The organism is Stenotrophomonas sp. YJH_SMC_105-26 (assembly GCF_059368915.1).
This window is the reverse complement of sequence record NZ_JCAFSD010000002.1, coordinates 109,149-128,314: the sequence shown is the minus strand read 5'-3', so window position 1 is coordinate 128,314 and position 19,166 is coordinate 109,149. Positions and strand designations below refer to the sequence as shown.

The 19,166-nt window shown below is 67.9% G+C and carries 18 protein-coding genes; 11 read left to right on the top strand and 7 right to left on the bottom strand.

Annotation, left to right across the window (positions count from 1 at the left end):
* Nucleotides 1-19: 19 nt before the first annotated feature.
* The 6 genes from AC5P7F_RS07535 (at nt 20) to AC5P7F_RS07510 (ending at nt 7,366) form a co-directional block, all read left to right on the top strand.
* On the top strand, nt 20-2,440 hold the full coding sequence (locus tag AC5P7F_RS07535; RefSeq protein ID WP_495204145.1) for a TonB-dependent receptor domain-containing protein: 2,421 nt from the start codon (nt 20-22) through the stop codon (nt 2,438-2,440).
* A gap of 191 nt (nt 2,441-2,631) precedes the next feature.
* On the top strand, nt 2,632-3,270 hold the full coding sequence (locus tag AC5P7F_RS07530) for a PepSY-associated TM helix domain-containing protein (protein ID WP_014646258.1): 639 nt from the start codon (nt 2,632-2,634) through the stop codon (nt 3,268-3,270).
* A 26-nt stretch (nt 3,271-3,296) separates the two neighbouring features.
* The gene (locus AC5P7F_RS07525) at nt 3,297-3,815 is read left to right on the top strand and encodes a DUF2271 domain-containing protein (RefSeq protein WP_164077015.1); all 519 of its coding nucleotides are present in this window, start codon (nt 3,297-3,299) and stop codon (nt 3,813-3,815) included.
* 122 nt (nt 3,816-3,937) lie between these two features.
* Nucleotides 3,938-4,741 carry a DUF4198 domain-containing protein gene (locus AC5P7F_RS07520; protein WP_046429341.1) on the top strand — a complete coding sequence of 268 codons (804 nt, stop codon included), beginning with the start codon at nt 3,938-3,940 and terminating at the stop codon, nt 4,739-4,741.
* A 52-nt stretch (nt 4,742-4,793) separates the two neighbouring features.
* Nucleotides 4,794-5,765, top strand: coding sequence for an FAD:protein FMN transferase (locus AC5P7F_RS07515; protein WP_481462434.1), 972 nt, complete (start codon nt 4,794-4,796; stop codon nt 5,763-5,765).
* Nucleotides 5,762-7,366 (top strand): flavodoxin domain-containing protein, encoded by a 1,605-nt coding sequence (locus tag AC5P7F_RS07510; protein WP_164077013.1) that lies wholly within the window; start codon nt 5,762-5,764, stop codon nt 7,364-7,366. Before AC5P7F_RS07515 ends, AC5P7F_RS07510 begins: the two co-directional genes overlap by 4 nt.
* Nucleotides 7,367-7,513: 147 nt before the next feature.
* Here the strand turns inward: AC5P7F_RS07510 and AC5P7F_RS07505 are convergent, their stop codons facing one another.
* The 4 genes from AC5P7F_RS07505 to AC5P7F_RS07490 form a co-directional block, all read right to left on the bottom strand.
* On the bottom strand, nt 7,514-8,122 hold the full coding sequence (locus tag AC5P7F_RS07505) for a HutD/Ves family protein (protein ID WP_049441065.1): 609 nt from the start codon (nt 8,120-8,122) through the stop codon (nt 7,514-7,516).
* 34 nt (nt 8,123-8,156) lie between these two features.
* Nucleotides 8,157-8,882 carry a murein L,D-transpeptidase catalytic domain family protein gene (locus AC5P7F_RS07500; RefSeq protein ID WP_032957373.1) on the bottom strand — a complete coding sequence of 242 codons (726 nt, stop codon included), beginning with the start codon at nt 8,880-8,882 and terminating at the stop codon, nt 8,157-8,159.
* Between the two features lie 17 nt (nt 8,883-8,899).
* Nucleotides 8,900-9,982, bottom strand: coding sequence for a L,D-transpeptidase (locus AC5P7F_RS07495; protein ID WP_111205815.1), 1,083 nt, complete (start codon nt 9,980-9,982; stop codon nt 8,900-8,902).
* Nucleotides 9,983-10,333: 351 nt separating this feature from the next.
* Nucleotides 10,334-10,660, bottom strand: a complete 327-nt coding sequence (locus AC5P7F_RS07490) for a ComEA family DNA-binding protein (protein ID WP_014036262.1) — start codon at nt 10,658-10,660, stop codon at nt 10,334-10,336.
* 199 nt (nt 10,661-10,859) lie between these two features.
* On the opposite strand from AC5P7F_RS07490, the gene AC5P7F_RS07485 reads away from it, so the two are divergent.
* From AC5P7F_RS07485 to murU, 4 genes are all read left to right on the top strand, one after another.
* Nucleotides 10,860-12,353 carry a M20 family metallopeptidase gene (locus tag AC5P7F_RS07485; RefSeq protein WP_032957377.1) on the top strand — a complete coding sequence of 498 codons (1,494 nt, stop codon included), beginning with the start codon at nt 10,860-10,862 and terminating at the stop codon, nt 12,351-12,353.
* Nucleotides 12,354-12,422: 69 nt separating this feature from the next.
* Entirely contained in the window at nt 12,423-12,692 is a 270-nt protein-coding gene (locus AC5P7F_RS07480; RefSeq protein ID WP_005415577.1) for a GlsB/YeaQ/YmgE family stress response membrane protein, read from the top strand.
* Nucleotides 12,693-12,756: 64 nt separating this feature from the next.
* Nucleotides 12,757-13,782 carry an aminoglycoside phosphotransferase family protein gene (locus tag AC5P7F_RS07475; protein WP_111205814.1) on the top strand — a complete coding sequence of 342 codons (1,026 nt, stop codon included), beginning with the start codon at nt 12,757-12,759 and terminating at the stop codon, nt 13,780-13,782.
* Nucleotides 13,779-14,489 carry an N-acetylmuramate alpha-1-phosphate uridylyltransferase MurU gene (gene murU / locus AC5P7F_RS07470; protein WP_164077012.1) on the top strand — a complete coding sequence of 237 codons (711 nt, stop codon included), beginning with the start codon at nt 13,779-13,781 and terminating at the stop codon, nt 14,487-14,489. Before AC5P7F_RS07475 ends, murU begins: the two co-directional genes overlap by 4 nt.
* A 504-nt stretch (nt 14,490-14,993) precedes the next feature.
* On the opposite strand, the gene hda is transcribed toward murU, so the two are convergent.
* The 3 genes from hda to AC5P7F_RS07455 are packed head-to-tail and all read right to left on the bottom strand — an operon-like array spanning nt 14,994 to nt 18,006.
* Nucleotides 14,994-15,701 carry a DnaA regulatory inactivator Hda gene (hda, locus tag AC5P7F_RS07465; protein WP_014646247.1) on the bottom strand — a complete coding sequence of 236 codons (708 nt, stop codon included), beginning with the start codon at nt 15,699-15,701 and terminating at the stop codon, nt 14,994-14,996.
* A complete protein-coding gene (locus AC5P7F_RS07460; RefSeq protein ID WP_014646246.1) occupies nt 15,701-16,870 on the bottom strand; it encodes an AI-2E family transporter in 1,170 nt (389 codons plus the stop codon). Before AC5P7F_RS07460 ends, hda begins: the two co-directional genes overlap by 1 nt.
* Nucleotides 16,867-18,006 carry a DUF8605 domain-containing protein gene (locus tag AC5P7F_RS07455; RefSeq protein ID WP_164077930.1) on the bottom strand — a complete coding sequence of 380 codons (1,140 nt, stop codon included), beginning with the start codon at nt 18,004-18,006 and terminating at the stop codon, nt 16,867-16,869. The genes AC5P7F_RS07460 and AC5P7F_RS07455 overlap by 4 nt, the downstream gene beginning before the upstream one ends.
* Before the next feature lie 99 nt (nt 18,007-18,105).
* Between AC5P7F_RS07455 and purM the strand changes: the two genes are divergently transcribed.
* Nucleotides 18,106-19,164 (top strand): phosphoribosylformylglycinamidine cyclo-ligase, encoded by a 1,059-nt coding sequence (purM, locus tag AC5P7F_RS07450; protein WP_014646244.1) that lies wholly within the window; start codon nt 18,106-18,108, stop codon nt 19,162-19,164.
* The last annotated feature ends 2 nt before the right edge of the window (nt 19,165-19,166 follow it).

Here is a 19,166-nt window from a genome sequence, read left to right as displayed (position 1 = left end):
ATCCTTCGAGGTAACTGCCATGGCCCAGCGCCATCGTGTCCGTTCGTCCCTGTCCCGTACCCTGCTGACCAGCGCCGTGCTGGCGGCTTGCGCCAGCCCCGCCTTCGCCCACGGTGACGCCGCAGGCGCGCCGCAGACGCTGGACAAGGTGGTGGTCACCGCCGCCGGCTTCGAGCAGAAGGTGATCGATGCCCCGGCCAGCATCAGCGTGGTCAGCCGCGAGGAACTGAGCAAGCGCCCGTACACCAGCCTGGTCGATGCGCTGCGCGACGTCGAAGGCATCGACGTCGGCCTGGAAGCGACCGACAAGAACGGCCGCGCCACCGTGTCGATGCGCGGCCTGCCGTCCGAGTACACCCTGGTGCTGATCGACGGCCGCCGCCAGAGCAATGTCGGCCAGATCTATCCGAACAACTTCGGTGGCGGCCAGTTCGCCTACCTGCCCCCGCTGGACGCGATCGAACGCATCGAAGTCGTGCGCGGGCCGATGTCCACGCTGTACGGTTCGGACGCGATGGGCGGTGTCATCAACATCATCACCCGCCGCAACCAGGACAGCTGGCACGGTTCGGTCAGCCAGGGCTTCACCGTGCAGCAGGACGACCAGTTCGGCGATGCACGCACCACCGACCTCTACCTCAGCGGCCCTTTGCTGAAGGAGCGCCTCAGCCTGGCAGTACGCGGCAGCTACTACGACGCGAAGGCTTCCAACCCGGAATGGGATGCGTTGTCCCTGCCCGACGGCACCCTGTGGGAGCGCAGCATCGGCTTCGGCGGTGGTGGAAAGTCGGTGGCCAACACCAACTGGAACAGCGGCGTGCGGTTGGACGTCCGCATCAACGACGATCACGAACTGTGGCTGGACTACGACGTGTCGCGGCAGAAGTTCGACAACAGCGAAGGCCAGACCGGCACCCTCGACAGCCTGGCCAGCCTGTGGCGCGTCGGCAATGCCGTCATTCCCAACCCGAACGGCAGCGGTACCGTCACCCGTCGCGTGGTGCAGCCGCGCGTGGGCTACACCGCCTACCAGCGCTACGAACGCGACCAGTTGTCGCTGACCCATCAGGGCCGCTACAGCTTCGGTACCTGGCAGACCTCGCTGACCCACAGCAAGAGCAGCAACCTGGGCCGTTCGCTGCCGCTGATCCTGGAAGAGCGCGCCAACCTGCAGACGCTATGGAATGACGTCTGCCGCCGCACCGGTGCTGCCAACAACTGTGCGGCCGGCCGCGGCAACGCCCTGGCTGCCCTCAACCCGAGCGAGATGGCGCGCCTGCAGGCGTTCCTGCCGCGCCCGCTGCGCACCATGGAACTGGAAGGCTACGTGCTCGACACGATGCTCGACCTGGACTTCGGCGCGCACACGCTGACCGTGGGCGGCCAGTACAACGACACTGACATGGTCGACGGTGTGTTCGGCATGGATGGCGCCGGCTACCGCAGCAACGTCAAGCAGACGCACCGCATGTGGGCGCTGTTCGCCGAGGACAACTGGGCTCTGACCGACACCCTCACCGCCACCTTCGGCCTGCGCTACGACGACCACAACGTATTCGGCAGCCATGTCAGTCCGCGTGGCTACCTGGTGTGGAATGCCAGCGATGCGTGGACCTTCAAGGGCGGCGTCAGCACCGGCTACAAGACCCCGCGTCCGGACCAGCTGTTCCCGGGCATCACCGGCTTCGGTGGCCAGGGCGTGCTGCCACTGGTCGGTTCGCCGAACCTCAAGCCGGAAACCAGCACCAACTACGAGCTGGCCGCTTACTACGAAGGCCAGCGCTGGGGCTTCAACCTCACCGGCTTCTTCAACACGTTCGAGGACAAGATCGCCAGCGGCGGCACCTTTGCGAACTGCGAAGTGGCCCGCGCCGGCAGCGGCTACTGCGTGGACATCGGCCCGGGCTGGGCGGCACTGGGCTACAGCACGTTCACCCAGAGCGTGAACATCGACAAGGCCGAGACCCGCGGTGCCGAACTGGCCGCGCATGTCGACCTGCTCGACACCCTGCAGCTGCGCGGCAACTACACCTGGACCAGGAGCGAGCAGACCAGCGGCGCGCAGAAGGGCCTGCCGATCAGCGGCACGATGCCGGCCAGGCACATGGCCAATGCCAGCCTCAACTGGCAGGTCAACGAAGCGATCAGCCTGTCGCTGATCGGCGAAGGCCGCTACGACCGCTACCGCGACACGCTGCTGGACGCCAACGGCGCCAGCCACACCCGCTACTACCAGGACTACACCATCTTCCATCTCGGTGGCAGCTGGAAGGCCACGCCATGGCTGACGGTGAACGCGCGGGTCAACAACCTGTTCGACAAGGACTTCGTTTCGCAGTCGTGCCTCCTGATCAGCCAGAGCGAGTTCAACTGCGCGGACGACTACGCGACCAAGGACCAGCGCCGCAGCTACTGGATCTCGTTGAACGCGAAGTTCTGATCGCCGCGCCCGGCCCCGGTGGGTGCCGACCTTGGTCGGCACCGCTTCATCCACGCGTGGCGTGGATCTACCGATCGGTAGTGCCGGCCGCTGGCCGGCAATCGCCCTCCAGCGATACAGAACGACACGCAATTGCGAGCTATTCTCATCAATGATGTAATGGGCAGTCCCCGTCCGCCTCGAACCGTGCCGTGAGCCGTCCTGCCTCTTCCACCGTGGCGCAGCAACAGAACCGTGGCTTCTGGCTGCGGACGCTGCACCAGTGGCACTGGATCAGCTCGGCGGTGTGCCTGATCGGCATGCTGCTGTTCGCGGTGACCGGCCTGACCCTCAACCACGCCGCGAAGATCGAAGCCAAACCCCAGGTGCAGAACCAGCATCTGGAACTGCCGGCCGATCTGCTCGGCCAGCTCGGCACGCGCGAAAACGGCAATGCACCGATTCCGCGCCCGGCCCGGCACTGGCTGGACACGCAGCTGGGCATCGCCATCGGCGGGCGCCCGGCAGAGTGGTCGGCCGAGGAGATCTACCTGTCGCTGCCGCGCCCCGGCGGCGACGCCTGGCTGAGCATCGATCGCGGGACCGGCGCGGTGGAGTACGAATCAACCTCGCGCGGCGCGGTGTCCTACCTCAACGACCTGCACAAGGGCCGCAACGCGGGCCCGGCGTGGGGCTGGTTCCTGGACCTGTTCGCCGTGGCCTGCCTGGTGTTCTGCATCACCGGCCTGTTCCTGCTGCACCTGCATGCACGCCAGCGGCGCATGACCTGGCCGCTGGTCGGCCTCGGCCTGATGATTCCGCTGCTGATCGCCCTGCTGCTGATCCACTGACTTTCCTTCGTTTCCGGAGCCGCCCCATGCGCGTCACCCTGACCATCGCCCTCAGCGGCCTGCTGGCCACCTCGCCGGCGTACGCCACCACCCTCGACATCAACGTCGAAGTGCCCAAGCTCAACGTGGCCGAGTACCACCGCCCGTACGTGGCGGTGTGGCTGGAAGGCGCCGACCAGAAGGTCGCGGCCAACCTGTCGGTCTGGTACCAGCAGACCAGCAACAGCGAAGGCCACGGCACCAAATGGCTGCCGGACCTGCGCCAGTGGTGGCGCAAGAGCGGCCGCACCCTGCAGGTGCCGGTGGACGGCGTGACCGGCCCGACCCGCCCGGCCGGCAAGCACGCGCTGTCGTTCAACGACAGGCAGCTGGCACTGAAGCAACTGGCCCCGGGCAACTACACCCTGGTGGTGGAAGCGGTGCGCGAAGTCGGTGGCCGCGAACTGCTGAAGATCCCCTTCACCTGGCCGGCCACCGCCGCGCAGAACGGCAAGGCGCAGGGCGCCACCGAACTGGGCCAGGTCACCCTCGCCGTCAAACCATAACCGCCTGAGCCGGGGTCGGATCCCTTCCGCAGGAAGGGCTCTGACCCCATCGCCCTATCCCTCGGGGTCAGAGCCCTTTCCGCTGGAAAGGGATCCGACCCCTTCCAACTGGAGTCTTCCGCATGAAGCGCACGCTCGTCCTCGCCGCCGCCCTGGCCGCTGCCCTTCCCTTCTCCGCCCTGGCCCACAAGGCCTGGCTGCTGCCCTCGCAGACCGTGATCGCCGGCAACGCGCCGTGGATCACCGTCGACGGTGCGGTCTCCAACGATCTGTTCTACTTCAACCACGTGCCGCTGCGCCTGGAATCGCTGGTGATCACCGCGCCGGACGGCAGCACCGTGCAGCCGCAGAACGCGTCGACCGGCAAGTACCGCAGCGTGTTCGACATCGAACTGAAGCAGCCGGGCACTTACCGCATCGCGTCGGTCAATGACGGCCTGTTCGCCACGTACGAGCAGAACGGCGAGCGCAAGCGCTGGCGCGGCAGCGCGGCTACCTTCGGTGAATTGCCGAAGGACGCGAAGAAGCTGGAAGTGAGCCAGTCGATCGGCCGCGTGGAGACCTTTGTCACCAACGGTGCGCCGAACGACACCGCGCTGAAGCCGACCAACCGTGGCATCGAGCTGGTCGCCGTCGGCCACCCGAATGACCTGTTCGCCGGCGAGGAAGCCACCTTCCGCGTGCTGGTCGATGGCAAGCCGACCGCCGGCCTGCAGTTCGAGATCGTGCGTGGCGCCACCCGCTACCGCAACGCGCAGGACGAGCTGAAGCTGACCAGCGATGCCAAGGGCGAGATCAAGGTAACCTGGCCGGAAGCCGGCATGTACTGGCTGGAGACCGGCACCGAGGACAACAAGACGTCGGTGAAGCAGGCCGCCAAGCGCCGCCTGAGCTACGTCGCCACGCTGGAAGTGCTGCCGCAGTAATGTGGACCGCGATGCCGGGCATTCCCCGGCATCGCCACCGCAACGCATCACCATGACCGATTCCCATCTCGACATCGCCCGCCTCGGTGGCACCACCATGGGCACCACCTGGAGCGTGTCGCTGGTCGCGTCGCGCCAGCGCGACCTGCACCCGCTGCACGCCGGCATCCAGGCGCGGTTGGACGACGTGGTCGCGCAGATGAGCACCTGGGAGCCCGGCTCGGATCTGAGCCGCTACAACCGCGCCGACGCTGGCCAATGGTGCGTGCTGCCGGCGGAGACCCGCCACGTTGTGACCTGCGCACAGGCCATCGCTGCCGCCAGTGACGGCGCCTTCGATCCCACCATCGGTCCGCTGGTTGTACTGTGGGGCTTCGGTGCACATGCCGGTGAACGCCGCCAGCCCGACGCCGCTACCCTGCAGGCCACCCGTGAGCGTTGCGGTTGGCAGCGCCTGCAGTGGCAGGATGATGCGCTGCTGCAACCGGGCCGGCTGGAACTGGATCTCTCTGCGATCGCCAAGGGCTTCGGCGTCGATCACGTAGCCGCCTGGTTGCGTGGACAAGGCATTGCTGCAGCGCTGATCGAAGTGGGTGGCGAACTGGCCGGCTACGGCAGAAAACCGGACGGCCAACCGTGGCGCGTGCTGGTGGAATCCGCACCGGAAGAGGATGTGCACACCGAAACCCCGCCACGGGTGCTGGCGCTGGACGGCAAGGCGGTGGCCACTTCGGGCGATCGCTGGCACCAGTACCAGGCCGATGGCGAGGCCTACAGCCACAGCCTCGACCCGCGTACGGGCAGGCCGGTGCAGCAGGTCGCCGCAGCGGTCACCGTCGTGGCCGACGACGCCATGCACGCCGATGCCTGGGCTACCGCACTGACCGTGCTGGGTCGCGAACAGGGCATGGCGCTGGCCGAGCGCGAAGGACTGGCCGCGCGCTACCTGCAACGCACCGCAGACGCCCCGCAGGAATTTCTCAGCAGCGCCTTCCAGCGCCTGCTCGACGGGCAGGACGCATGAGCACTCGGCCATCGCGTGCGTGGCTCGGCAACACACTTGTACTGATCGTACTGGCGCTGATCGCCTGGGCGCTGCTGCGCCTGCACCTCGGCGAAGCCTGGTGGCAGGGCGCACCGCCGGCACGGCAATCGCAGATCGCCATCATCGCCACCGCGCTGTACGCGCTGGCCTGCGCAGCCCTGTGGTGGCGCACTCGTCCGCGCGATGATGCGGCGTCCGCCGATACCGCACCGCTCCTGCTGGTCTGGTCCAGCCAGACCGGCTTTGCCCGCGAACTGGCCGAACGCAGTGCCGAGGCCCTGCGTGGTGCCGGCGTGCCGGTGCGTGTGCGCGGGCTGCATGAGGTCGACGCCGCATTGCTGGCCGACAGCCAGCGCGCGCTGTTCATTGCCAGCACCACCGGCGAAGGCGATCCGCCCGACCACGCCCTGCCGTTCCTGCGCGGGGTGATGGCCGCGCCGCCTCCGTTGCAGCATCTGCAGTACGGCGTGCTAGCGCTGGGCGACCGCAGCTATGGCCACTTCTGCGGATTCGGCCACCAGCTGGACCAGTGGCTGCGCCAGCACGGCGCGCACCCGCTGTTCGATGCGATCGAGGTCGACAATGCCGATCCGGCGGCGCTGCGACATTGGCAGCAGCTGCTGGGACAACTTGGCGGAGGCGCCACCGAACTGCCCGACTGGAGCCCGGCCGAGTATCAGCCGTGGACGTTGCTGCAACGCCAGCATCTGAATCCGGGCAGCCCCGGCGGCCCGGTGTACCGGGTGCGCCTGCAGCCACCGCCTGGCGTCGATGTGCAGTGGCAGGCCGGCGACATCGCCGAGATCGGCCCGCAGCACCCACGCCACAGCGCGCGCGCCTGGCTCGATGCACAGGGCTTCAATGCAGACACCGTGCTGGATGACGGGCAGGCGTTACTGGCCCGTATCGAGCGCTCGCATCTGCCCTCGCTGGTTCCCCCGGGTGATCTGCCCGCACTGCTGGCAACCCTGCAACCGCTGCCGCATCGCGAGTACTCGATCGCCTCGGTGATGGCCGACGGCGCGATGGAGCTGCTGGTGCGCCGCCAACTGCGCGCCGACGGTACACCCGGCATCGGCAGCGGCTGGCTGTGCGACCACGCGGCCATCGGCGAACCGGTGCAACTGCGGCTGCGCCGCAACGACAATTTCCATGGCGTGCCCGCCGATGTACCGCTGCTGCTGATCGGCAACGGCACCGGCATCGCCGGCCTGCGCGCGCACCTGCACGAACGTGCCCAGCGTGGCGCGCGCCGCACCTGGCTGCTGTTCGGCGAGCGCACCGCCGCGCACGACTTCCATTTCGGCGAAGAACTGCAGGCGATGCTGGCCAGCGGCACGCTGGCACGGCTGGATGCAGTGTTCAGCCGCGACGGCGGCGCGCATCGCTATGTGCAGGACCGGCTGCAGGCCGAAGCGGCGACGCTGCGGCAGTGGGTCGATGAAGGCGCGACGATCCTGGTCTGCGGCAGCCTGCAGGGCATGGCCCCGGGCGTGGATGCAGTGATCGAGCGGGTGCTGGGTACCGCAGGCAGGGAAGCGATGCTGCTGGCCGGTCGTTACCGGCGCGATGTGTATTGAACGAACCGTCGGGGTCGGTTCCCTTTCCGCAGGAAAGGGCTCTGACCCCAACCACAGCCGCACCATGACGGCGTGCCCAGGCATGGTGGCAACGGCACAGCAGTAGATCCACGCCATGCGTGGATGGCGCCCACCGGCGCCCAGGAATCATGCCCCCGCCGCGCTCACCCGTATCGCCAACAACTCGCCACCACCGCTGAGCGCATGCCGTTGCCTCTCGCCCGCCGCCAACCACGCGGTGTCTCCCGCCTGCAGCGCCGGCAGGCCACTATCGGCACCGAACTGCGCCTGTCCGGCCAGCAGATGCAGCGCCCACGCAACGCCCGGTTCGCAGAAGAAGAACATCGATCCCACCAGCGGCCGGTGCAGCAGTTCGGCCTGCAGCAGCTCGCGCTTCCACATCAGGTTGAAGTCGTGGGTGGTGCCATCGACCAGTTCACCGTGCAGCGCTTCTTCACCGGCAAAGCGCACCCGCCCGTGCGGCGGCAGCACCTGGGCCACGCGGCCATCCTCGAAACGCAGGCGCACGCCATTGCCCTGCAGCAGCACCAGTTCTCGCTCCACGCCGGGGAAGGTGGAGAACGCAGCGTCCTGCTCGATCTCGGCCACCGACAGGCGCAGCGCCCAGTCATCACCCTGTGCGGGCAGGCGCAGGATCTCGCGGGTCCAGCCAAGTCCATTCCGCCAGCGTTCGCGACGATAGTCCAGGCTGGAAATGACCTGGCTCGGAGTGTGCAACAGGGAGTCGACGTTCATCGGCGCATTGCATCACGCCACGCGCCATCATGCATCACCGCGTAGCGAGCGTGCCCTGGCCACCGCATCCGCCGGCCAGCAGCTGCGAGTGCTTCAGCCAATCCTGGTCAGGGTAGTAAGCAAACACCATCGTGCCGCCACGCAACGCATCGATCAGCGGCTTGGCCACCGAAAGGCGCACCGCCGGGCAACCCAGGCTGCGACCCAAGCGCCCCTGTAGCTGCGCGGTGGCCGGGTTCACGTACGGCGCACCGTGGATGACGATCGCGCGTTCGCGCGCACGGTCGTTGAAGCCCGGCTCCAGCCCGGCCAGGCGCAGCGAATATCCATTACCGCCCATGTAGGTCTCCTGCGCGGTAAACGCGCCGAGGCTGGACATGAAACTCCCATCGCGGTTGGAGAAGTGCTGGGTGCGGTTCTCGCCGCTGTTGCGGCCATGCGCCACCCATTCCTCGAACAGCAGGCGCTGGTGGGCCAGGTCGAACACCCACAGGCGCGGCTCGGTGGAGGGCCGCGAATAATCGATCACGCTGAGACGATCACCGTTGATGCCCAGCTCCGGACGCTGCAACGCACAGCGCATGGCGTGCGCCGCCAGCTGCAACACGTGGCGGTCAGCCTTGGGCGCACTGCGCGACAGCAAGGCAGCCAGATCATCAGCGCTGGTGGCAAGGGCGGGCGTCTGTGCCAGCGCCGGGGCGCTGGCCGAGGTCGCCAGCAGGCCGAACGCGGCCAGCCGGCACAGGCGGGATGCAGTCATGGGCACAACGAGGGGACTCAGTTGCCCTTGAGGGTGGACCCTGGCGGCTCGGATTCCAAGACCGGCTGCATTCCGGATTCAGCCGGGCTTGGGCGGACCGCCGGCAACGAGGTCACCAGCAGGGTCGTGCCCGGCACCAGCACCTGGTACAGCTGGCGGGCAAAATCGGCCGGCAGCGCCATTGGCAACGAGGGCGTGGCCAGCAGGTCCGGGGTGGCCTGGGCACGATCCTGGCCCAGCAGCGGATAGGCCGTCCACTGGTGCAGGCGCTGGTTCACGTCCAGCGGGCTGGGCGTATCGCTGTAGCCCTGCCCCATCACGAACAGCGTGGTGCCCTGGAATGCGGGCAGGGCGTCGGCCTTCAGCGGCGACTCGCCGATCATCACGCCATCGCGCAGCACGTACAGGCGCTGGTCATGCAGGCTGACCAGGATGCCGACCTGCCCGGCCGGGGCTGCGCTGTCGTCCCACCAGGCCTGCGCCGGGGCCCCGCCCTCGGTTTCCGGCAAAGCCTGGCCGCGCGCGTTGACCGGGGCCAGCACCGAAGGATAGGCCAGGGTCATCGGCGAACTCTTGGCGTCGGCCACCACCACCGTATCGCCGCGCTGGGTTTCGCTGAACAGCTTCTGCGCGAACGCCTGCGGCAGGCGCACGCAGCCATGCGAGGCCGGATGCCCGGGCAGGCTGCCGCCATGCAGGGCGATGCCATCCCAGGTCAGCCGCTGCATGTAGGGCATCGGCGCGCTGTTGTAGAGGTTGGACTTGTGGTCCTTGTCCTTCTGCAGGATGGTGAATACGCCGGTCGGCGTCTCGTGCCCGGCCTTGCCCGAGCTGATCGTGGTCAGGCCGATGGCGATGCCGTTGCGGTACACGTAGGCACGCTGCTCATCGAGGCTGACCACCAGCACGATCGGGCCGGTCGGCGAGATTTCCGGATGCCACAGGTACTCGCCCGGTTTCAGGTCGGTCGGCCCGCGCACGTCGGCGGTGCTGGCTTCGGCCGCAGGCTTGACTGTCGGCGTCGGCGCAGCGGCATGGGCCAGCAGTGGCAGGGTCAGTGCCAGGGCGAGCATCAGGGTCGTGGGGCGGTGCACAAGCATCCAGCGGGGTCCTTTCCATGCGGAGCGGCCACCGTACACCATCGGCCCGTGGTGGCCACGGCAAAACCAGGCGCCGGAAATGAAATTGCCCGGCGACACAGCCATGTGTCGTACCGGGCAATCGTTACGTCCTTGTCGGCCTGCTGCCGCCCCCTCGCATCCTGCGCTGTGGGGGTAGCGTTGCATCCTGCACGCGGCCGCGTCTGTCCTGTTTGTATCTCAGCCCCTTCCACAGGTCTGTGATGCCACCATCCTGGTGATTGGTGCCGCGTCCTGCGGCGGTCGGTGGTCACGGCCTTCCTGTCCGTGACCGGTGAACCAGCCTCCTGCTGGTTCCGACGATTCCTGCTGTCAGCGCCTGGGTACGGTCCGCACCGGTACCGATCCGGGTACCGGATCCGCCGGCAACAACCTGTTGCCTACGGTGATCCGCTGTCGATTCCGCTCGACGATCGCTTTCCCTATTCCCTTCACCTGCGTCAGGTCCTCGACGCGATGAAACGGGCCGTGTCTGCGCCGGTGCTCGACGATCGCCTCGGCCTTGGCGGCTCCGACCATCGTCAATCCCTGCTGCAGCGCCTGGGCATCGGCGCGGTTGATGTCGATCGGTTCGGCGGCATGCGCCCCAGCGATCCCCACTACCAGCACCAGCGCCCTCAACACGACAAACCAAGGCACGACGTGTATCTCCCTGTGATTCTGGCCGCCCCGACCGGCAATCCCGTCGGCAGGAACAGTGTCCGTCACCACATGTGCACAGCCTATCGGTTTCCCGGATTTCCGTAAGCCAGCCAAATACCCGACGTGATGTAGGAAAAACCCTACCCGCGGCACAGGCGTAGAATGGCCGGATCAGCCCATGCAACCGGAGTTTCAGATGGACAGCGCCAAGCTCGGCCAATTCGTCAATGACAAGTGGGACAGCGAAATCGTCCCGCAGTTGGTCGACTACATCCGCATTCCTAACAAGTCGCCGATGTTCGACGCCAATTGGGTGCAGAACGGCTACATGGAACAGGCGGTCACCCTGATGGAGAACTGGGCCAAGGCCCAGCAGCTGCCCGGCCTGAAGGTTGAAGTGGTGCGCCTGGAAGGCCGTACCCCGCTGATCTTCCTGGAAATTCCGGCTACCGGCGCCGAAACCGGCGACGACACCATCCTGCTCTATGGCCACCTGGACAAGCAGCCGGAAATGACCGGCTGGGACGACGACCTCGGCCCGTGGACCCCGGTCCTGCGCGGCGACAAGCTGTATGGCCGCGGCGGTGCGGACGACGGCTACGCGATCTTCGGCTCGCTGGCTGCGGTACTGGCACTGCAGGCCCAGGGCCTGCCGCACGCCCGCTGCGTGGTGCTGATCGAAGCGTGTGAAGAGTCCGGCAGCTATGACCTGCCGGCCTACGTCGACCACCTGGCCGACCGCATCGGCAAGCCGTCGCTGGTGGTCTGCCTGGATTCGGGCTGCGCCAACTACGACCAGCTGTGGTGCACCACCTCGCTGCGCGGCCTGACCGGCGGCAATTTCACCGTGAAGGTGCTCAACGAAGGCGTGCATTCCGGCGATGCCTCCGGCGTGATCCCGTCCAGCTTCCGCCTGCTGCGCCAGATCCTTTCGCGCATCGAGGACCAGGACACCGGCCGCATCCTGATCGACGGCATGAACGTGGAGATCCCGGCCGAGCGCCTGGAACAGGCCAAGCGTGCCGCCGAAGTGGTGGATACCGAGATCTTCGAGAAGTTCCCGATGGTCGACGGCCTGCGCCCCATGAACGAGGACCTGACCGAGCTGGTGCTCAACCGCACCTGGCGCCCGGCGCTGTCGGTCACCGGCGTCGGTGGCATGCCGCCGCTGGAATCGGCCGGCAACGTGCTGCGTCCGCAGACCTCGGTGAAGCTGTCGCTGCGCCTGCCGCCGACCGCCGATGGCAAGACCTGCGGCGAGCTGCTGAAGGAAGCACTGCTGCGCGACCCGCCGAACGGCGCGCAGGTCACCCTGGACCTGGAAAAGGCCTCCACCGGCTGGAATGCCCCGGCGATGGCGCCGTGGCTGACCCAGGCCATCGACGACGCCAGCCAGGCCTTCTTCGGCAAGCCGGCGATGTACATGGGCGAAGGCGGCTCGATCCCGTTCATGGGCATGCTGGGCGAGAAGTTCCCGGGCGCGCAGTTCATGATCACCGGCGTGCTCGGCCCGCACTCCAATGCGCATGGCCCGAACGAGTTCCTGCACATCCCGATGGGCAAGAAGGTCACCGCCTGCGTGTCCAAGGTGATCAGCGAGCACTACGCCGCCAGCCTGCGCGGCGAGACCAGCGGCTCGCCGGTGGCTGCCGACAGCGGCACCCGCCACGGCGACCACGGCTGCTGCTGATCCGGCACTCGTGACGGACGCAGCCTGGCCTTGCTAGGCTGCGTCCACACTCAAGCGGAATCCGCGCGCATGAATGGTCTGTTCGGCAGCAGCAGCTGGCTGTACATCCTGCTGGTCGGCTTCTTCGTCGGCCTGCTCGGGCGTTTCTTCATGCCCGGCAACAACCGCATGGGCTGCCTGCTGACCATCGTGCTGGGCATCCTTGGTGCCCTGCTGGCCGGTTGGTTCGGCCAGTACATGGGCTGGTACGCCCCCGGCGAACCGGCCGGTTTCCTCGGCGCGGTGGTGGGCGCGGTGGCCGTGCTGGCCGTCCTGCGCCTGTTCAGCGGTCGCCGCTGACGCCGCTCCCCCTTCCCTTCCTGTTGCCGACGTTGGCGCGCCCGGCGCGCCCGGATATGCCCGCATGACCGAACCCGCCTCCGATCCCCAGCGCAGCGCGCAGCGCCTGCAGTGGGCCCGTACCCAGCTCGATGATGCCAACGCGGTGGTCGAACGCGCTTCGGTTGACGCCGGCATGCGCAGCTACTGGCGCGCCACCAGCACGCGCGGCAGCCACATCGTGATGGACGCCCCGCCGGGGCTGGAAGATCCGCGGCCGTGGCTGCGCATGCGCGGCCTGCTGCACGACAACGGTCTGCGCGTGCCCATGCTGCTCGCGCAGGACCTGGATGCCGGCTTCCTGCTGCTGGAAGATCTCGGCGGCCCGACCCTGGCCAGGATCCTCGACGAGCGCAACGCTGACGAATGGTTCGGTCGTTCGATCGAGCAGCTGCTGCGCCTGCAGGCGATCCCGGTGCCGGCCGACTTCGGCCAGTTCGGCGAAGCACTGCTGCAGCGCGATGCCGGCCTGTTCGACGAATGGTTCCTGCAGCGCCACCTGAACCTTGAACTGGACTGCGGCGAGATCGAAGGCCTGCAGCTGGTGCATCGCCGCCTGATGGACAACGCGCTGGGCCAGGCCCAGCTGATGACCCACCGCGACTACATGCCGCGCAACCTGATGCCGGTCGACGACGGCCCCGCGGTCCTGGATTTCCAGGACCTGGTGCGCGGCCCGATCGCCTACGATGCGGTGAGCCTGTTCAAGGACGCCTTCCTGAGCTGGCCACTGCAACGCGTGGACGAATGGCTGGCGCAGTATCACGAGCGCGCCCGCGACACCGGCCTGCCGGTGCCCGACCGCGCCACCTTCCTGCGCGATGCCGACTGGATGGGCATCCAGCGCCACGTGAAGATCCTGGGCCTGTTCTGCCGGCTGCGTTACCGCGACAACAAGGGCCATTACCTCGACGACGCACCGCGCTTCATCACCTATCTGGATGAAGTGCTGCCGCGCTACCGCGAGCTGGCACCGCTGCAGCAGCTGCTGGACGACCGCATCAAGCCGGCGCTGGCCGAGCTGGGTGCACCGATGCGCGTGGCCCGATGAAGGCACTGGTCTTTGCCGCCGGCCTCGGCGAGCGCATGCGCCCTTTGACCCTGCACACGCCCAAGCCGCTGCTGGAAGTGGCTGGCAAGCCGTTGATCGTCTGGCACCTGGAACGCCTGGCCGCACTCGGCGTGCGCGAGGTGGTGGTCAACACCGCATGGTTGGCCGAACAGTTCCCGGCGACGCTTGGCGATGGCAGCCAGTGGGGCCTGCGCCTGCATTTCCTCTACGAAGGGCAGACCCCGCTGGAAACCGGCGGCGGCATCCTCAACGCCCTGCCGGTGCTGGGCGATGCCCCGTTCCTGGTAGTGAACGGCGACATCTGGACCGATTTCGATTTCGCCACGCTGCCGCGCGAGCCGCAGGGCCAGGCGCACCTGGTGCTGGTCGACAATCCGGTTCAGCACCCGAATGGTGACTACCGCCTGGATGCACAGGGGTTCCTGCACCACGATCGCGAAGGACCGTGCCTGACCTATGCCGGCATCGGCCTGTACCGTCCTTCGATCGTGGCCGACTGGCGCGCGGTGATCGGCGATGCGCCGGGCAGCGAGCGGCTGCCACCGAAGTTCTCGGTGGTGCCGCTGCAGAAGCACTTCATGGCGCAGGGGTTGATGACCGGGCAGCACCATCGCGGGCGCTGGACCGACGTCGGCACCGTGGATCGCCTGCGCGCGCTGGATGCGGAGTTGGCGGCGAACGGCTGAGCCCCTCGTGGCTGGACGTTTTGAGAGCAGTAGCCTTGCTTGGCCGGGCGGGGTGGATTCGCGGGGGACGCCGTGAACCCGTCCCTGGGGGCTTGGCCGCGGCATCCATGCCGCGGACACCCCCGCGAACCCACCCCGCCCGGCCTCTGACAGTTTCCGTGCGCGTCCAGCAACGGAAGAAAGAAAGAAAAGCAGAAGCGGGTCGCTTCGCTCTGGTGACGACCAACGGTCGTCACCCACCACAAGCAAGACACGTATCGACCAAGGTCGACACCCACCAACAGCAGTGCAGTACAGAGACCAGGCAGATCGCGGGAACCTGTCGAAGGCGGGGCGCTGTGGGCTTGCGGGGTGTGAGCCGCATGGATGCGGCGACCAAGCCCCCAGGGACGGGTTTACGGCGGCCCCGCAAGCCCACAGCGCCCCGCCTCCCCTCAGGAAGCCACTTCTGCCGTTGACGTTGCTTCTGCGGGTGCAGGGCGCAGCCCTGCCGAACAACATCCCTCAGTAACGAGGCCGGCCTTCTTCCAGCACCTGGCGCAGGAACGGCACGGTGATCCGCCGCTTCGCCGCCAGCGATTCGCGGTCCAGCCAGTCCAGCAGGGTGATCAATCCACCCAGCTCACGGCCGGTGTGCGACAGCAGCCACTCGATGGCCGCTTCGTCGATGGCCAGGCCGCGTCGCAGTGCACGCTCGCGCAGCACGGCCGCCCGCCCTTCCTCATCCAGCGGCTGCAGCAGCACGCGCACGCACTGGCCCAGCCGCGAGCGCAGGTCCGGCAGCACCAGGCCCAGTTCGCCCGGCGCCTTCTGTGCCGTGTACAGCACGGTCACGCCCGCAGCGCGCGCACGGTTGTGGAAATCGAACAGCGCGATCTCATCCTCGCGGTTGCCGGCAACCTCGTCCAGGCCGTCCAGCGCCACCAGTTCGCGCGCTTCCAGCCCATCAAGCGCCGCACGGACACGGCCGGCGGCGCTGGCCAGCGGCACGTACGTCGGCAACCGTCCGGCCTGCTCGGCGCTGGAGCACATCGCCAGCGCCTGGTGGGTCTTGCCGGTTCCCGCCGCACCTTCCAGGTAGACCCAGTCGTGGCTGGCGCCAACCGCGATCGCGCGCAGCTGCGCCAGCGCGCCATCCGGCGCGCCGATGAAGGTCTCCAGGCGCTGGTCCCGCGGGTAATGCAGGGCCAGCGGCAGTTGCGGCACACCCATCACTTCAGGTCGGGGCCCTTGTCGTCCGGAACGATGATATGGGGCGCGTCGACCACGCCATCAAGCACGATCGCCGGCTTCTCGCCCACGTACAGTTCGCTCTGCCGATAGCGCTGGTGGGCATAGCGCAGCAGCACGTTGGTCACCGCCGCTACCGGCAGCGCCAGCAGCATGCCGAGGAAGCCGAACAGCTGGCCGCCGGCCATCACCGCGAAGATCACCGCCACCGGGTGCAGGCCGATCTTGTCGCCGACGATGCGCGGGGTCAGCACGTAGCTTTCCAGCAGCTGGCCCACGGTGAACACCACGCCGACCAGGATCAGCAGCTTCAGGTCGAAGCCCTGCGCCTGCACCAGCGCGGCGATCACCGCCATCAGCACGCCGGTGGTCGCGCCCAGGTACGGGATGAAGCTGATCAGGCCGGCAATCAGGCCGATCAGCAGGCCCAGCTTGAGGCCGACCAGCGACAGGCCACCGGCGTAGATCACGCCCAGCGCCAGCATCACCAGGAACTGGCCACGGATGAACGCACCCAGCACCTCGTTGGATTCACGCGCCAGCGCGCTGATGGTGCCGATCTGGTTGCGCGGAATCACCGAGGCCACCCGCTCGACCAGCTTGTCCCAGTCGCGCAGGAAGTAGAACGCCAGGATCGGCAGCAGCAGGATGTTGACCACCCAGGTCACCATCGCAAAGCCCGAACGCGAGACGTAGCCCATGAACGTGGTGGCGAAGCCGCCGGCCTGCTGCCAATGGCTGCGCACCCATTCGATCAGGCGGTCCGGATCCAGCCACTGCATCACTTCCAGGCCGGTCTTGTGCTCGAACCAGGGGATGCCGGTCTGCATCAGCCACGCCTGCGCCTGCGGCGCGGCCGCGATCAGGGTGGTGATCTGGCGCTCGATCATCGGCACCAGCACCAGCAGCAGTGCCACGATCACCAGCACCATCGCTGCGAACACCAGCACCACGCCGGTCATGCGCGAGCGGCCGGTGGCCTCGATGCGGTCCACCAGGGGGTCACCCAGCCAGGCCAGCGCCAGTGCCAGCACGAACGGGGTCAGGATCGGCGCCAGCAGCCACACCACCCAGCCGATCAGGCCGGCGAACAGGATGTACTTCAGCCGGCGCAGGAACTGCGCGATTTCAGCTTCCGGGCTCAGGATCATCGCAGGCGGTACTCGTTGCTGACCGGCGCGGCCACCGGGGCACCGGTGGTGTCATCGATCGGGGTCGGCAGGGCCGGCAGCGGCGCGCTTGGCACCAGCACGCCGTTGTCGCCAAGCATGCGGTTGAAGCCGGCCAGGCCGGTGGTCATCTCCACGCTCAGCTCCAGTTGGCCGGCCGAGGCGTGCAGCGGGGTGACGCTGCGCACCACCGGCACCTCGCGCAGGCCAGCGGCCAGCCGCAGGTAGTCATCGGCGCTGTTGATGCCGGTCACCACCAGGCGGTAGGTGCCGGCCTGGCCGACGGCAACGCCGGCCTTGGCATAGCGCTTGACCAGCGCATCGGCGGCACCGTCGGCACCGGCGGCCATCGCGCGCATGGCGTTGGCGTCCTTGCTGGTCCACTTGTTCAGTTCGCGGCCGTTGTCGACGAACACCCAGTCCGCCTGCCAGCCACCGTTGGCGCGGTAAAGCTTGCCGATCAGCTGCATCGGCGGTGAGTAGCGCGAGGAGGCACGGGCCACGGCGGCGCTGTCCTGGCGCCAGATGGCACCGGCCAGGGCCTGTTCGGCAGCACCGCCGCTGGGCAGGCCCAGCTTGTAACCCCGCTCGATGGCGCGGTTCAGCAGCGGGCGGGCGGCATTGGCCTGCTGCACGCTGACCAGGCGCGGGCCACTGCCGTCGTCGACGGCCAGCCACAGCACCGGCTTCGGTCGCGGCTGCGGCCACAGCGGCAGGCCCAGCGCCGAGACCAGCGAATCGACGTCATCATCGCGGAAGCGGGCCACCAGCAGGGTCCGGAAGCTCGGTGCGCCGCTGGCACCCACGCTCTGGTCCTGCTTGTAGTCGTAGCTGGCCACGTAGTCCTTGGCATTGCGCAGCGCCTGCACCACGCCGGGGCGTGACATCACGTTGCGGTCGCCGGACAGCTTGCCCAGCACCACGCTCAGGGCACGGGCCAGGGCACCGTTGCGATCGGCCTCGGCCTGGCTGTTGACGGGCACTTCGGCCTCGTAGGCCCCCGAAGCGGTGGCGACATCTCCCTCGGTGCGCAGGCCGCTCTGGGCCATCGTGGCCACCGGCAGGCTCAGTGCAAGGAGCAGGGTCAGAATCAGGCTGCGGCGCATCAGGACATCCATTGGCTCGACGAATCCGGGGGAATTGTTGCCCGAATACGGCCTTTGCGCCAATGCGGCCTGTTAAAATCGCTCATTCAACCCCTGCCAGCGCCGACGCCCGTGACCAACACCCCGTCTTCCGCCCCTTCCCCCCTCACCTACCGTGACGCGGGTGTCGACATCGACGCCGGCAACGCGCTGGTCGAGCGGATCAAGCCCCTGGTCAAGCGCAGCTTCCGCCCGGAAGTGATGGGCGGCCTGGGCGGCTTCGGCGCCCTGTTCGACCTGTCCAACAAGTACCGCGAGCCGGTGCTGGTGTCGGGTACCGATGGCGTGGGCACCAAGCTGAAGCTGGCCCACCAGCTGAACCGCCACGATACGATCGGTATCGACCTGGTCGCCATGTGCGTGAACGACGTGCTGGTGCAGGGTGCCGAGCCGCTGTTCTTCCTGGACTACTTCGCCACCGGCAAGCTGGACATCGACACCGCCGCAGCGGTCGTGGGCGGCATCGCCAACGGCTGCACCGAGGCCGGCTGCGCGCTGATCGGCGGCGAAACCGCTGAAATGCCCGACATGTATGCCCCGGGCGAGTACGACCTGGCCGGCTTCACGGTCGCCGCAGTCGAGAAGAGCGAGCTGAAGGACGGCGCCAGCGTGGCCGCCGGCGACGTGCTGATCGGCATCGCCTCGTCCGGTCCGCACTCCAACGGCTACTCGCTGGTGCGCCGCATCTACGACCGCGCCGGCCGCCCGGCCGACCTGGAGCTGGAGGGCGGCGTGAAGCTGGTCGACGCGCTGATGGCACCGACCCGCCTGTACGTGAAGCCGATCCTGGCACTGCTGAAGTCGCACGGCGAGGCCATCCACGGCATGGCCCACATCACCGGTGGCGGCCTGACCGAGAACATCATCCGCGTGGTGCCCGACGGCCTCGGCCTGGACATCCAGGCATCGTCCTGGACCCTGCCGCCGGTGTTCCAGTGGCTGCAGAAGGAAGGCGCCGTGGCCGACAGCGAGATGTGGCGCACCTTCAACTGCGGCATCGGCTTCGTGCTGATCGTGGCAGCCGACCAGGTCGCCGCCGTGTCCGAGGCGGTCAAGGCGCAGGGCCTGGACCACTGGACCATCGGCCAGGTGGTCACTGCTGAAGGCGCCGAGCGCGTCCACATCGGCTGAAC